Source organism: Mesobacillus campisalis (assembly GCF_000986785.1).
In the GTDB taxonomy this organism is placed as follows: domain Bacteria; phylum Bacillota; class Bacilli; order Bacillales; family Cytobacillaceae; genus Mesobacillus_B; species Mesobacillus_B campisalis.
In genome coordinates this window covers 1-13,500 of the sequence record NZ_LAYY01000038.1, presented here as the reverse complement: position 1 = coordinate 13,500, position 13,500 = coordinate 1, and the positions used below count along the sequence as shown (strand labels likewise).

Below are 13,500 nucleotides of genomic sequence, written 5' to 3'. Positions count from 1 at the left end.
TTATAATTCAGATTTTATGGTACTATTGTACTTCCCATTTCCAAAAAATGGTGTAGAAAAATGTCGTATAAATAAAAAATTCTCACAATTTTAGCGATTTATTATGACATTCTTCACAGACATATATCTCGCTGAATCGAGCGTGAATAAATTCTAAATATTTAATTAATTTGTGTCAGTTTTGTGACAAATCGATTATACTGTTTATATGATGTATATCTTATATGGAGGTGATTGTTTGACGGCCATTCATATCCTGAATTTTGCCATCCCCATTGCTGCCATGATTTTGATTGGAGTGAAATTGGATAAAATGTGCAAACCCGAACTCCAAGACGACAAAGGGAATAAATAAACCTGCCCTATTAAAGGCAGGCATTTTTTTGTTATAGAAGCTTGTTTTCGATTTTCTGCCGGTAATTCTTAAAGGCGGCTGAATTTGTATGGGCACCGCGTTTTGACATAAGGCCGTTGTATCGGAGCAGCTTTTCGCTTAGCTTTCTGTTCAGCCCTTCTATTTCTTCAGGGTCCTCACAATTCCTGATTAGATTTTCAATTGTCATCACTTCCTGCCTTAAGGCATTCTCTTCGGGTGCATATCCCGCATTCTTCATCAATCTGTAGGCCATTCGCAAGTCTTCGGGGATTCCTGATACATCTTCCAGCATAAGTGGCTTACCGTATCCCGGAAGCTGCTCAAACTCTCCGTCTTTATAAGCTTTTTTTATTTTCTCCTCTGACACAATCATGGCAAAATCCACAGCAATTCCTCCCCGGCAGGAAATGTATTTACTCTATTATATTCTAAATCCTGCCAGGCTCCTACCTGGAAATTTCTGGATTACTCCATATTACGAAGGCCCTGGTACCCAGTTGGCTGGGGTACCATTCCCAGTATCCCTTGAATATTGGAGTGCCTGGAGCAGCCTGATATGCTCTGGCAAGTTGCGTCCGATTTTTTCAGGGTAATTGAATTTGGCCTGAACGACGAGCTCAGGATCAATGAAAAACGAAGCCCGGCAGGCGTTACCAGCAGATTTATCCAGCACTTGAAAGGCCATGCTGATTTCCTGGTTCCTGTCGCTTACGAGGCTGAACGGCAAGCCGCCAAGAGCCGGGGTGATTTGCTTAAAAACATGATGGGCCTGGACACTGTCGGTACTGATGGCCAGCAGCTCCGCATTCAATCCCTTTAAATGGTGGTGAACAGCGGCGACCGCCGCCAGTTCTGTCATTCAAACAGGGGTGAAATCAGCAGGGTAGAAAAACAGGATCAGCCATTTTCCTTTGTAATCTTCCAGGTTCACTGTAACGACCTGGTTATCCGACAATGCCTCTGCTGAAAACAAAGGTGCCTTGTTTCCTGGTGCTAACTTATCCTCCGCTGGTAGCTTTTCCGATGCATTTCCGCCGCTTGTGTCCATATATGTTCCCCCTCCTCCCTGCACTATATGCCCCTTATATAACTATGCTCTTCTGCGGTTAAATTGCCCATCATAAATACAATCCTGACGGGAAAACTACATCAAAAGAAAGGAGGTCATCACTTTGGGAAGAGGACAGGGTTTTCAGCATAAGCAAAAGGGACATCCCGGAAAATTTCCAAAAGGAGCACAAGTAGAGGGGCGGACAACCGAGGCCCAGGAAGATGAGGAATTTCTCGTTGTTCAGGAAGCTTTCAAGAATCGAATTGAAGATGAGGAAGCATAAGCCTTTATATAAGAAACTTGGGTTCCATGCAAAAAACCAGACCTGGCTTCATTTAGGTCTGGTTATCCCTCAATACCTTTGGAAATAGATCCCATTTCCTGGAATGTATTCGGCATAGCAGATTTCTTCGGGCCTCATGACCCCCTGTTTCTCCAGTTCTTCCATAATCCAGGCCTCGTTCACGCCTGCTTCACGAAGGCTGTCATTCATAATCTCTCCATCGCTGATGATTGTGTATGGCAGCTTCCTTTCTTCTGCCTGTATGTTCAGATCCCTGCAGGTAGGCTGATCGGCCTCAGCCTTTCTTAATACGCTCACCGAGCCGTTGTTTTCCAGGATGGCATAGTCCACTTCCTGCATGGAAAATACATCCTTGGCACGCAATAGTTGCTGCAGCTGGTCGATATCCAGGTGGTTCTTCTTAAGTTCATACCAATTAAGATTCCCTTTCTGGATTAGAATGGAAGGTTTGCCTTCGAGAAATCGCCTCATCTTAATCGACTTCTGCGTCATAATCTCGGTCACATAGATAAGAACTCCCCAAATGCCGCTGGTAAAAATAATAACGCCAAATCCGGTGTCCGGATCGTACATGGCATTCCCAACTAGCTCGCCAAGGACGAGGGCCGAAACGAAGTCAAAGGGCGTGATCTGGCTAATCTGTGTTTTCCCCAACAGTCTTACAATGATATATAAAATGAAAAATCCGCCTATTACTTCAAACAGGATGGTCCAATACAACTCACATACCTCCAAGGAAAGTCTATTAACGGTATTGACATACTTTTGGCTCCTTAGTCGCTGAACGTCAGCCTTGGCCTTGGTGAATACAAAAATTCCGGGTTTTCCTTTATACTAGGAGAAGTACCAAGAGTTGAAAGGAGTTTCTATGAAATCATTAGTTCTTGCAGAAAAACCAAGTGTGGCGAGGGAGCTTGCCCGCGTGCTTGGCTGCAGTCAAAAACATAAAAGCTATATAGAAGGAAACCACTATATTGTTACCTGGGCGCTCGGGCATTTAATCGAGTTGAAAATGCCGGAGCATTATGATTCCAAATACACCACATGGAAGCTTGAGGACCTGCCGATCATCCCAGATAAAATGGGGCTGAAGGTAATCAAGCAGACAAGCGCCCAGTACAAGGCGGTTGAAAGCCTGCTGAAACGGAAGGACATCAAGGAAGTCATCATCGCGACAGATGCCGGGCGTGAAGGCGAGCTGGTCGCCCGCTGGATCCTTGAAAAGGCGGGGGTGCGAAAAAGCATTAAGAGGCTGTGGATTTCCTCCCAAACGGACAAAGCGATCAAGGACGGTTTTAAACAGCTTAAACCAGGTCAGCAGTTCGAGGCACTATACGAATCGGCTGTTTGCCGTGCCGAGGCTGACTGGCTGATTGGCCTGAATGTTTCGCGTGCGCTGACAACCAAATATAAGGATCCATTATCCGCGGGCCGGGTACAGACGCCAACTTTGGCGATGATGATCCAGCGCGAGAAGGAAATCAATTCTTTTGTCCCTAAAGAATACTGGACCATCCAGGCCAAGGTCGGCCCTCTTTCCGCGGAATGGGAGCAGAATGGGGAAAAGCGTTTGTTTTCATCAGAAAAGGCAGACCAAATCAAAAGCAAGCTTGAAGGCCAAAAAGCAGTTTTAAAATCGCTGGACAGAAAAAAGAAAAGCGAACCTCAGCCGCTTCCTTACGACCTGACAGAACTGCAGCGTGATGCCAACAAGCGGTTTGGCTTCTCGGCAAAGAAAACGCTGAATGTCCTGCAGGGATTGTATGAACAGCATAAGCTGGTCACCTACCCGCGGACCGACTCCCGCTATTTGACGACCGATATGGAGGCGACGATGGCAGACCGACTCCAGGGAATCTTGTCCGGGTATAAAGACGAAGTCCGGCCGGCGCTGAACCAAAAAGGCAAGGTGCTGGCAAGGCGCGTGTTCAATAATGAAAAAGTAACCGATCACCACGCCATCATCCCGACTGAAGAACGCTTGAACCTTGGCGACCTGGAAACAGATGAGCGCAAGCTGTATGACATGATTGTCCGCCGCTTCCTCGCGCTGTTTTATCCGGCCTATGAATACGAGACCGTCTCTGCCGTGTTCGATGCTAACGGAGAAACCCTGACAGCTAGGGAAACCAATGTTCTCGAGCCTGGTTTTAAAAAGGTCACTGGCAAGGATGATGATGCTCCGGAACCGAAGCAAAGCCTGGCTCAGCTGGCAAAAGGCAAAGCCTTCACTGTCGGCGAGGTTTCCCTGAACAAAAAACTGACCGAGCCGCCGCTCCGCTATTCCGAAGCAGACATTCTCGGCAGGATGGAGAAGTTTGGGCTGGGGACCCCGGCAACACGTGCCGATATTATCGAAAAGCTGATTTCATCGGAAGCAGTCGAGCGGCAGAACAGCCGCCTTTATCCGACTAAAAAAGGCAAGCAGCTGATCGACCTTGTGAACGATGAACTAACTTCGCCGGAATTGACAGCAAAGTGGGAGAAAGAGCTTGAGGAAATTGCCCGCGGCAAAGGCAATCCAAAAGCGTTCAAGGAACGGATTCGCAAGCAGACGGCCCAGCTCGTTTCGGAGGTCAAAGCCAGCGATAAATCCTATCGGGCCCATAATCTGACCGGCTCGAAATGTCCGGAATGCGGCGAGTTCCTAAAAGAACGGAAAACAAAAGATGGCCGGGTGCTGGTGTGCTCCAATATGCAGTGCAGCTTCCGCAAGCATAAGGATCCGAAGCTATCCAACAGAAGATGCCCGCAGTGCCATAAGAAAATGGAAATTCATAACGGCAAAGCCGGCACTTACTTCCAATGCCGCCGCTGCAATATTGTCGAGAAGGCGGAAGAACGGAAAAAAGCCGTTTCCAAGCACGAAGAACGGAAACTTAAGCAAAAATACAGTCCGGAAGAATCCGGATTTGGCACAAGCCTCGGCGACTTGCTGAAGGCCGCTTTAAAAGATAATGATTAATACAGCGAAAGCAGCCTGTCCGGGCTGCTTTTTGCTTTTCTAAAGTTGGTAGCGTTGCCTTATTTTCCAAAGATCATGGTTTGTTTTCCAATAGAGGGGTTTTATTTTCCAAGGCCTTCAATTTACTTTCCAAAATAGGAAGTTTATTTTCCAAATTGACAGCTTTATTTTCCAAACACCAAAAAAAGGAAATCACACACCGAATTTTACCTTGTAAAATCTTCCTCCCCGGTAGTATGATACATCTTGGAGTTATAGAAGTTTTAATTATATATAAGGGGTTAACATCATGAGGATCAGGGATTGGGATCGAAATTTAAAGGTCCGGCTTTTTGGGGAGGCGCTGATGAACATCAGCTTCTGGATGTTCTTTCCGTTTTTGACCATCTATTTTGCGGAGAGCTTTGGCAAAGGCAAAGCCGGGTTGTTATTGATTTTTTCACAGCTGTTTTCGGTGGCTGCCAATTTGATGGGCGGCTATCTGGCTGACCGTTACGGACGCAAAAGAATGATGGTCCTGGCCTCGTTTGGGCAGGGCTTCGCCTTCCTTCTCTTCGCAGCAGCTGATTCCCCGTGGTTCACCTCTCCCATGGTCGGTTTTATCTCATTCACCATCGTCGGTGTGTTTGGCTCCATCTACTGGCCTGCAAGCCAGGCAATGATTGCCGATGTGGTGGAGGAAAAGGACCGGAGCAGCGTGTTTGCCATCTTTTATACTTCCATCAATATCGCAGTCGTTGTCGGCCCGATTCTCGGAGCCATTTTTTATGCGAATTACCGGTTTTATCTGCTGCTGGCCGTAGGCATCATCTGCATCTTGCTTGCCTTCGTCCTATCCAAAATGACACGTGAGACCATGCCCGATTCGATAAAAAGGCAGGATCAAGACGGCAAATGGTACTCCTTCCTTCTCAGTCAGCTCGCTGATTATAAACTGATTGTCCAGGACAGGGTGTTCCTGATGTTCATTATCGCAGGGGTGCTTGTTTCCCAGACCTTCATGCAGCTTGACCTCCTTTTTCCTGTTTACACAAGTGAAAAGGTGGATAACCAGACTTTGTTCGCATTTGGAAGCCACTCTTTTTCTGTTAGCGGCGAACAGGCTTTTGGGCTGATTCTTTCGGAAAATGGATTCCTTGTTGCCTTGTTCACGGTCGCGGTAACCAAATGGGCAACCAAGTACAGGGAACGGAATATTTTTGTCCTGTCCTCAATTATTTATGCTTTGTCAATGATGATGTTCAGCCAGACACAATGGATTTGGGGATTAATACTGGCCATGGCTGTTTTCACACTGGCCGAATTGATGACCGCAGGACTTCAGCAAAGCTTTATTTCCAAACTTGCTCCCGACCATATGCGCGGGCAGTATTTTGCGGCCGCCAGCCTGCGTTATACACTTGGGCGGACAATTGCTCCCATCTCGATTCCTCTCACCGTCTGGATAGGCTATCAGTGGACTTTTTTCATCCTCAGTGCCCTTGCCTTGCTGAGCGCTTTCCTCTTTAGCATAATGTTTAACATGCATGAGAGGCAGCAGCTTCAGGGCGGAAGCCAATCCTGATTGCTGATGGTTTCTTTTTGCCAGCAAAATCGTTAAAATGAAAAAAAAGAGTCAAAAAAGGAGAATGAACCTATGAGCGATTTCCAAACCAAACTGGAGAAATACGCGGATTTGGCCGTCAAGGTCGGGGTTAACATCCAGCAAGGCCAAACCCTGATTCTAAATGCGACACTCGATGCCGCACCTTTTGTGCGCCTCGTTACAAAAAAAGCCTATGAAGCGGGTGCCAAAAACGTGGTTGTCAACTGGAACGATGATGTGGTCAACCGGACCAAGTATGAGCTGGCACCTGATGAGGCGTTCACCGAATACCCGGAATGGCGTGCCAAGGAACTGACCGAACTCGCTGAAAATGGTGCTGCAGTCATGTCGGTCGTCTCTTCAAGCCCTGACCTTTTAAAAGGAGTCAAGCCGGAGCGGATCGCCAACTTCCAGAAGGCAGCAGGAAAAGCATTATCTACATACAGACAGTACATGATGAGCGATAAAATCAGCTGGTGCGTGGTCTCCGCTCCGTCAGAAGGATGGGCTAAAATGGTCTTCCCTGGCGAAACTCCGGAAGCAGCCGTGGAAAAGCTTTGGGAAGCAATTTTCAAAGCCGTCCGGGTGGATGCCGAAAACCCGATCGAAGCCTGGAAACAGCACAATGCCAACCTTCACGAAAAGGTTGAATATTTGAATGGCAAACGCTATAAAAAGCTTCACTACAAAGCTCCGGGCACAGACCTGACCATTGAACTGCCTGAAAAGCATCTCTGGGTCGGCGCGGGAAGCGTGAATGAACAAGGCAAGGATTTTATGGCCAACATGCCGACAGAAGAGGTCTTCACGGTTCCCTTGAAAACAGGCGTGAATGGATATGTATCAAGCACAAAACCGCTAAGCTACGGCGGAAACATTATCGACAACTTCAAGATCACTTTTGAAAACGGAAAAATCACTGCGGTCCAGGCAGAAGAAGGAGAAGAAATCCTTAAGCAGCTGGTGGCGACGGACGAGGGGTCCCATTACCTCGGCGAAGTAGCCCTTGTGCCTCATCAGTCACCGATTTCACAATCCAATGTGCTTTTCTTCAATACACTGTTTGATGAAAATGCCTCCAACCATCTGGCCATTGGCAGCGCCTATGCATTCTGTCTTGAAGGCGGCAAAAAGATGTCCAAGGAAGAGCTTGCAGAGCATGGCTTGAACGAAAGCCTTACCCATGTTGACTTCATGATCGGCTCCTCCCAAATGGATATTGACGGCATCAAAGAAGACGGTTCATCAGAACCAGTCTTCCGAAATGGAGACTGGGCGATATAAAAGCGCAAGCGCCTTGTTATCTAAGTGCCAAAATTTCACATTCTTAACTTACTGAAAAGGCAGCTTCCACGCTGCTTTTTTTATATTCCTATTATCCTGTCCTATTATAATTGCTATAATAAAGGTGCATAGGTATATATACTTATTTACGCTGTTTAACCAGCGAGTCTGGGGGCGAAATCTTGTTGCAATTGCAAATTGTGGTTACTGGAAAGGTCCAGGGGGTAGGATATCGCTACTATGCACAGATGATGGCTGTCCAGCATGGAATAACAGGCTGGGTGAGGAACCGTCCGGATGGCTCGGTTGAAATGCTAACCTCAGGAACAAAAGAAAATCTCGACCTGTTCCTGAAGGAAATCCGAAGCGGCAATCCCTTCTCTTCTGTAGATGAAATGAAGATCGAGGAGAAGCAGCACAAGGAAAGATACAACTCTTTTACAATCAAATACTAAACTGTAACGCAGAGGCAATACAAACCTCTGCTTTTATTTTTTCGGATAAGCTTGCTATTTTAACGGTTTTTCATCAGAATAATGGATTATATAAGAGACACTTTCAGGAGGTACAATATGTGGGAAGAATTTAAAAAATTTGCGCTGAAAGGCAATGTGATTGACCTCGCTGTCGGGGTAGTCATCGGCTCCGCTTTCGGGAAAATCGTCACTTCCCTTGTGAATGATATCATCATGCCAATCTTCGGACTGTTCATGGGCGGAGTGAATTTTTCAGCCCTTTCCTATCCGCCCGGCGAAGAGGGAATTAAATATGGCTCCTTCATCCAGACCGTGGTTGATTTCTTTATCATCGCCTTTTCCATCTTTTTGGTCATCCGGCTGATTGGCCGTTTCCGGAGAAAAGAGGAAGAAGAGATCATAGAAGAAGTAGAGGCGGACGTGAAAGAAGAATTGCTTACTGAGATTCGCGACCTGCTAAAACAGCAGGCAGAGGCCAATAACCATAACTCCAGGCAGCACTAATGGACCGATTCTGCCATTTATGCCCCGATGGTTTAGCATTAGGACGAACAGGCTATTTAAGTATTACATTACCTTAAGGAGGCTGTTCACATGGAAGAAAACCATATGATCCATAAAAACGGGGAAGTAGACACAAGCAAGGTCGATGATACACTTGACCGCATGACCTCACAAGACGCCGATGAAATCCTTGGTGATTTTGAAGAGTTCAAATCGTATCTCAGCAAGCGTATCCAGCTTGGCAAGAGCGCCGGGCTCAGTGATGAGCAGCTGGCGGCGACTGCCCAGAAAATCGCCGATTACCTGGCGGAAAACGTGAAACCCCGCAACCGAGAAGAGCAGCTGCTCCGTGAACTGTGGAAAGTCGGCAATAAAGAGGAACAGCATATGCTGGCCCATATGCTCGTCAGATTGGCTGAGTAAGGACCATATGACGCTTAAAACGCCCTCCTGTTGCAGGAGGGCGTTCTCTTATTAAGCTTACCAGGCCAGTGCTCCACTCATTGGAAAAAGCTGTCCTTCTTTTTCGTTTTCAGAACGTCCCCTGTCCAGCCTTTCATCCACAGGTAGATATATAGGGCCACAGTAGAAAGGACAATGAGAGCAATGGATGCAGCATAGCCATATTTCCACTTCAGTTCGGGCATGACTTCAAAGTTCATTCCCCAAAGTGCCCCCCAGGCGGCAATTGGGGTAAACAAGATTGTCATCACCGTCAGTGTTTTCATAATTTCGTTTCCGCGATGGGAAGAGACAACTTCCTCAAGGTTGAGCATCGTATCGATTTCGTATTGATGCTCCTTAATCAGCTCCCTCCCCCTCTCCAGCCGTTTACACATCCTCTTGTATTCCTTCTTCTCGGCAACCCAATCCCCGAAGGCCTCCTCGGCCGCAATTTTAATTTCAATTAAAGGAAGCATTAAATTTTTCCAAATAAGAAGTTCATGGCGGTTATCCGCAATTTTTTCCAAAATCTGAATTTTATTTTCTTCCTTTAGAATCCAAATCAGATCTTCCAGGCGCTCTTCAAATTCATCAATGTGAAGCAGATAGGAAGTAAGGATTTCCCCAATCAAAATAAAAAAGCCTTCAATTGCATTATCAACCTGTTCAAATCGTTGAGTAATTTCTTCTGAATGGCTTGATTTTATAATATCAATGTCGAAATTCGCTGTCACAAGCCTGCCTTTTTCCAGGTAAAAGTGAAAAACCTTCCGATCTTCCCTGCTATCGAGGTCCTGCTGATAGACGAGCGACCCAAAAATGTATTCCCTGCCTTCTTCTGCAGTATAGATATGCAATTTGTTGGTGGCTGCCTTATCCCCGTGCTTAAGCCAATCCCTTGCATTAGGTTGTATGCCGGCCATATCAACAAACTCGTCTAAATCGTGGTCCCCGAGCTTTATCCATGTCCATTTATCATGATTAAATGAATATTCCATTGTTCATTAATCCTTTCAAAATACTTATTCTGTATCTTTTCCCTTTTATCCGCAGTTAAAACTGGAAACCTTCTTTCATGTTTTCAAGGACGGTAAACCGGGTAAAAAAAGAACAACATTCATTCTTTTAGATGAGAAAAAAGGAGGAAACATCCATGCAATCAAATCTTAAACAGGCCCTGCTGATTGGAGCAGGCGCTGCAGCTGCCTGGGTAGCAATGAATCCAAAGGATAATATTAATAAAGTGAAAGATGTTACAGCAGGACTCAAGGAAAAACTGACGCCAGCAAAGTTTAAAGAGGAAGATGTAGTACCAGTGGTTAAAGCGGGCAACCCGGATCCTCTGGATGTGGAAGACAATAAGATGGTCAGCGAAGGCTCCATGTATGGGGTAAACTACTACAACGAAAATCTTCAAGAAAAGTAACTCCCAGCCTGGGGACTACGTCCTCAGGCTTTTTATTTTTACATTACTCCATGCACAGGGAGGGTAATTCATGGACTTTCTATTTGTTCTCCTCTACCTGGGAATTATTTTTGCTGTTATTGAAATCAATGTTGTTCTGTTTGCGGCTACCGGACTTGATCGGCCCATCGCCCGTTTCCAGGTGATTTCTATGCTCACAGCCACAGGCTTCACAACGGGAGAATCCGAGCTGATCATCAAGCATCCTGTCAGAAGGAAGATCGGAGCCTTTCTCATCCTGTTTGGCGCCTTTTCCCTGGCTGTCATCATTTCAGCCATCAGCAATCTGCTGGCCGACACTCTTTATACCAAGGCTGCGGCTTATCTAGGCGCCTTGCTGCTGGCCGTCGTCGCTGTGCTGCGAACACCGATGGCAAGAAAGCAACTTGAAAGACTATTTAAATATGAGGTTAAAAAGCATGATGAGCTTGCAGATTTGCCCATAGCCGACGTTATGCTTTTCGGGGAAGATGACGAGGTTGTTGAAATTGAAATTCAAGAGGATTCTCCACATGTGGGCAGCTGCTTTGGTGACATCCTAAAAAAGGACAAGGATATCATGGTCCTTTTTATCAGCCGGGACAACGAAAAGATCAGGAGTGAAAGCTATAGTATAGAATTGAAAGCAGGAGATAAAGCCATTTTGTATGGAGATCGGACCGCCATCAGGGATGAGTTTGACACTGAAATTGTTAAGCACAAAACAACCTGAGGCACTGCAGTGGATGGCGAGCCAAAAAAGCTTGCAATGTCTGCAAGCTTTTTTGGCTCAGTCTATCCCAAATGTTTTTCGGAGCTCCGCTATTCCTTCCTTGCAGACACCGTAAGAAAGCCAGGAACAGCCTTCGCACAGAAAATCAAGATGATCCGGTTTCACCTTTTCAGCCGTAAGCTTGAGCAACTGGTTTTTCTGATAGGTTTCCCCATCGGAAAGCCCCAGATGGGCAATAACCTTTCCGTCCATTGAAAGCACATGTTCATTCGAACCCTCATTTGCTTCACACTTTGTCTGTCCCCGGTGAGGGCAGGCCATGCATGCATCATCAAAAGCGGCAACAGTCTGTATGCTGAATTCCTTGTCGGGGTTTCGGATATCGGCGACGATTCCCCCCATTTTCACGATAAAATCAGGGCTGTACCCCATCCCCCTGAATCCATGGACACATAGGAGATGATGCCCTCTCAATACTTTATCCACTCCATCACTTCCATCCGAACATAATCTCCACTCTTATTCGCCGTCTTCCTTTTGTAATCCTTCAAATATTGCGGCTGGATGGCTTTGTGGTCCAAACAAGACCGATTTTCTTACAGACAGTCAGATAATGCATTAGGGTCATCAGGACGGCCCCGGCATTCATTCCAACAATGACCCCGGACATCTGCCACTCCGGCCGGGAACCTAAAAGATAAATGGTGCCAAACGACACAATGGTCGCCCATACTGTATGGTAAAAAGCATCTTTTATCAGCCCCAGCCCTATCAGGTATGCCTGCAAGGGAATGACAAAAAAATGCAGCAGGAAATACGGCCACAGCAGCTGCAGAAAATAGGCCGCATTGTCGGAATGAACAAAAAGGCTGGTTAGCGGCTCAGCAAAAAAATAGACCACGGCAACCGCCGGAACACCATAGAATAAAGTCAGCAGCAGCACATGCTGCAATGTTTTCTGCAGTTTTTCAAATTCCCCGACGGCATGGTGTTTCGCGACCGTCGGAATCAGGACAACCATAAATGAATGAGCGATGAACGCCGGAAAGAAACCGATCGTCATAGCAACGCCAGCCAGCAGCCCGAACTGTCCATTGGCGATTTCAACCGGCAAGCCGGCATGGATGATGGCCGCTTTAATCAGAAATGGCTGGGCCGCATGAGTCAAGGAGTGAAAAATCCTTAAGGCCGTAGTTGGTCCGGATATCGCCAGGAGATTGCGGCGAATAACCTTCTTGCCCATGCTCTCGCGCGGAAAATGCTTCATGTTCTGATAGCTGATGATAAAAAAGTAGACCAAATACATGAACACAACCAGTTCGCTTGCTGCCAGCGTGAAAAAGGCAACCAAAAGGGCAGTGGATCGTTCAAATTCAAAAAACTGGTACACTGATGCCAGCAGCAAAAGCTGGACCAGCCTTCTCAACAGGTTGGCAGCCGCGATTTTGCCCATCTGCTGGCGGCCCATGAAATAACCCCGGGCAATGGATGAAAATGACATCAGCGGAATCAGCCCAAGCAGCATCCATTTTAATAAAGGATGGTAGGATTGAAACACCGGCACCACCGGGATGAGGGCCGCAGCGAGCAAAAACAGGGCGGCCGACAAAACGATCGTCATGTTTACTACATCCCTCAGCATCCTCTGGTGATAAATTTCCTCTTTCTCAGCTACCAGCTTGGAAATCGACACAGGCAGCTCGAAACTCGCCAGCATCATGATCAGGAAAATCAGCGGCAGCACGGTCATATACTGCCCCATGCCGCCCTCGCCAAGCTCTCTCGCCAAAATCATATTAATCAAAAACTCCGCTATCTCACTTATAAAAGCCGCCAGTATCAAAACCAGCGCCCCGCGCAAAAAAAGTTTCATGCTGTCTCCCCTCTGTACCTGTCCTCCCTTCATACATATGAGACAAGACATCAAAATAAACCTTGGATTCTTTGATCAAACGTTTGATTAAGGAAGTGGGGTGGGGCGTTGTGGGCTAGGAGAGGGGTTGCGGACGTTGATGATGATTGTCAGGAACCTTTTTCGGCGGGCTTCGGGGATTTCGGGCCTGACGGGGCTTGTCAGTTACCTTTTTTCGCGGAGCTCGTTGATTTCGGGCACTGACGGGGCTTGTCAGTTACCTTTTTCGGCGGACCTCGCGGATTTTGGGCACTGACAGGGCTTGTCAGTTACCTTTTTTCGCGGACCTCGCGGATTTTGGGCACTGACGGGGCCTGTCAGTTACCTTTTTTCGGGGAGCTCGTTGATTTCGGGCACTGACGGGGCTTGTCAGTTACCTTTTTCGGCGGACCTCGCGGATTTTGGGCACTGACGGGGCTTGT

Annotated in this window: 14 protein-coding genes and 1 pseudogene; 9 read left to right on the top strand and 6 right to left on the bottom strand. The window is 46.9% G+C overall.

Annotation, left to right across the window (positions count from 1 at the left end; genetic code table 11):
• Positions 1-386: 386 nt before the first annotated feature.
• A complete protein-coding gene (locus WQ57_RS20740) occupies positions 387-761 on the bottom strand; it encodes a DnaJ family domain-containing protein (protein ID WP_046525663.1) in 375 nt (124 codons plus the stop codon).
• A gap of 90 nt (positions 762-851) precedes the next feature.
• A complete protein-coding gene (locus WQ57_RS20735; protein WP_241481603.1) occupies positions 852-1,424 on the bottom strand; it encodes a peroxiredoxin in 573 nt (190 codons plus the stop codon).
• 124 nt (positions 1,425-1,548) lie between these two features.
• Between WQ57_RS20735 and WQ57_RS27070 the strand changes: the two genes are divergently transcribed.
• Positions 1,549-1,710 (top strand): hypothetical protein, encoded by a 162-nt coding sequence (locus tag WQ57_RS27070; protein WP_173427594.1) that lies wholly within the window; start codon positions 1,549-1,551, stop codon positions 1,708-1,710.
• Between the two features lie 69 nt (positions 1,711-1,779).
• Here WQ57_RS27070 and WQ57_RS20725 read toward each other — a convergent pair whose 3' ends face one another.
• A complete protein-coding gene (locus tag WQ57_RS20725; RefSeq protein ID WP_046525660.1) occupies positions 1,780-2,451 on the bottom strand; it encodes a DUF421 domain-containing protein in 672 nt (223 codons plus the stop codon).
• A gap of 148 nt (positions 2,452-2,599) precedes the next feature.
• On the opposite strand from WQ57_RS20725, the gene WQ57_RS20720 reads away from it, so the two are divergent.
• From WQ57_RS20720 to WQ57_RS20695, 6 genes are all read left to right on the top strand, one after another.
• A complete protein-coding gene (locus WQ57_RS20720; RefSeq protein ID WP_046525659.1) occupies positions 2,600-4,696 on the top strand; it encodes a DNA topoisomerase III in 2,097 nt (698 codons plus the stop codon).
• Positions 4,697-4,985: 289 nt separating this feature from the next.
• Positions 4,986-6,260, top strand: a complete 1,275-nt coding sequence (locus tag WQ57_RS20715; RefSeq protein ID WP_046525658.1) for an MDR family MFS transporter — start codon at positions 4,986-4,988, stop codon at positions 6,258-6,260.
• A gap of 72 nt (positions 6,261-6,332) precedes the next feature.
• Entirely contained in the window at positions 6,333-7,565 is a 1,233-nt protein-coding gene (locus WQ57_RS20710; RefSeq protein WP_046525657.1) for an aminopeptidase, read from the top strand.
• A 182-nt stretch (positions 7,566-7,747) separates the two neighbouring features.
• The gene (locus WQ57_RS20705; RefSeq protein ID WP_046525656.1) at positions 7,748-8,020 is read left to right on the top strand and encodes an acylphosphatase; all 273 of its coding nucleotides are present in this window, start codon (positions 7,748-7,750) and stop codon (positions 8,018-8,020) included.
• A gap of 117 nt (positions 8,021-8,137) precedes the next feature.
• Positions 8,138-8,545: a large conductance mechanosensitive channel protein MscL gene (mscL, locus tag WQ57_RS20700; RefSeq protein ID WP_046525655.1), complete on the top strand. Its 408-nt coding sequence runs from the start codon at positions 8,138-8,140 to the stop codon at positions 8,543-8,545.
• A 90-nt stretch (positions 8,546-8,635) separates the two neighbouring features.
• A complete protein-coding gene (locus WQ57_RS20695) occupies positions 8,636-8,968 on the top strand; it encodes a DUF3243 domain-containing protein (protein WP_046525654.1) in 333 nt (110 codons plus the stop codon).
• Between the two features lie 77 nt (positions 8,969-9,045).
• Here WQ57_RS20695 and WQ57_RS20690 read toward each other — a convergent pair whose 3' ends face one another.
• A complete protein-coding gene (locus tag WQ57_RS20690) occupies positions 9,046-9,987 on the bottom strand; it encodes a magnesium transporter CorA family protein (RefSeq protein ID WP_046525653.1) in 942 nt (313 codons plus the stop codon).
• Between the two features lie 314 nt (positions 9,988-10,301).
• Between WQ57_RS20690 and WQ57_RS27525 the strand changes: the two are divergent.
• A pseudogene (locus WQ57_RS27525) lies at positions 10,302-10,415 on the top strand (hypothetical protein); the annotation flags it as partial.
• A 70-nt stretch (positions 10,416-10,485) separates the two neighbouring features.
• Complete coding sequence (locus tag WQ57_RS20680; RefSeq protein WP_046525651.1) at positions 10,486-11,166, top strand: TrkA C-terminal domain-containing protein; 681 nt, start codon at positions 10,486-10,488, stop codon at positions 11,164-11,166.
• A gap of 57 nt (positions 11,167-11,223) precedes the next feature.
• Here the strand turns inward: WQ57_RS20680 and WQ57_RS20675 are convergent, their stop codons facing one another.
• Together WQ57_RS20675 and WQ57_RS20670 are read right to left on the bottom strand one after the other, a co-directional pair.
• Positions 11,224-11,598 carry a DUF1284 domain-containing protein gene (locus WQ57_RS20675; protein ID WP_046525650.1) on the bottom strand — a complete coding sequence of 125 codons (375 nt, stop codon included), beginning with the start codon at positions 11,596-11,598 and terminating at the stop codon, positions 11,224-11,226.
• A gap of 115 nt (positions 11,599-11,713) precedes the next feature.
• The gene (locus WQ57_RS20670; protein ID WP_046525649.1) at positions 11,714-13,039 is read right to left on the bottom strand and encodes an oligosaccharide flippase family protein; all 1,326 of its coding nucleotides are present in this window, start codon (positions 13,037-13,039) and stop codon (positions 11,714-11,716) included.
• Positions 13,040-13,500: the final 461 nt, after the last annotated feature.

What these genes read in the sequence shown, in the direction of transcription:
- WQ57_RS20715 (WP_046525658.1), top strand. Translation starts at nt 4,986, where the DNA reads ATGAGGATCAGGGATTGGGATCGAAATTTAAAGGTCCGGCTTTTTGGG.
- mscL (WP_046525655.1), top strand. Translation starts at nt 8,138, where the DNA reads ATGTGGGAAGAATTTAAAAAATTTGCGCTGAAAGGCAATGTGATTGAC.
- WQ57_RS20670 (WP_046525649.1), bottom strand. Translation starts at nt 13,039, where the DNA reads ATGAAACTTTTTTTGCGCGGGGCGCTGGTTTTGATACTGGCGGCTTTT.
- WQ57_RS20710 (WP_046525657.1), top strand. Translation starts at nt 6,333, where the DNA reads ATGAGCGATTTCCAAACCAAACTGGAGAAATACGCGGATTTGGCCGTC.
- WQ57_RS20690 (WP_046525653.1), bottom strand. Translation starts at nt 9,987, where the DNA reads ATGGAATATTCATTTAATCATGATAAATGGACATGGATAAAGCTCGGG.
- WQ57_RS20680 (WP_046525651.1), top strand. Translation starts at nt 10,486, where the DNA reads ATGGACTTTCTATTTGTTCTCCTCTACCTGGGAATTATTTTTGCTGTT.
- WQ57_RS20695 (WP_046525654.1), top strand. Translation starts at nt 8,636, where the DNA reads ATGGAAGAAAACCATATGATCCATAAAAACGGGGAAGTAGACACAAGC.
- WQ57_RS20720 (WP_046525659.1), top strand. Translation starts at nt 2,600, where the DNA reads ATGAAATCATTAGTTCTTGCAGAAAAACCAAGTGTGGCGAGGGAGCTT.
- WQ57_RS20675 (WP_046525650.1), bottom strand. Translation starts at nt 11,598, where the DNA reads ATGGGGTACAGCCCTGATTTTATCGTGAAAATGGGGGGAATCGTCGCC.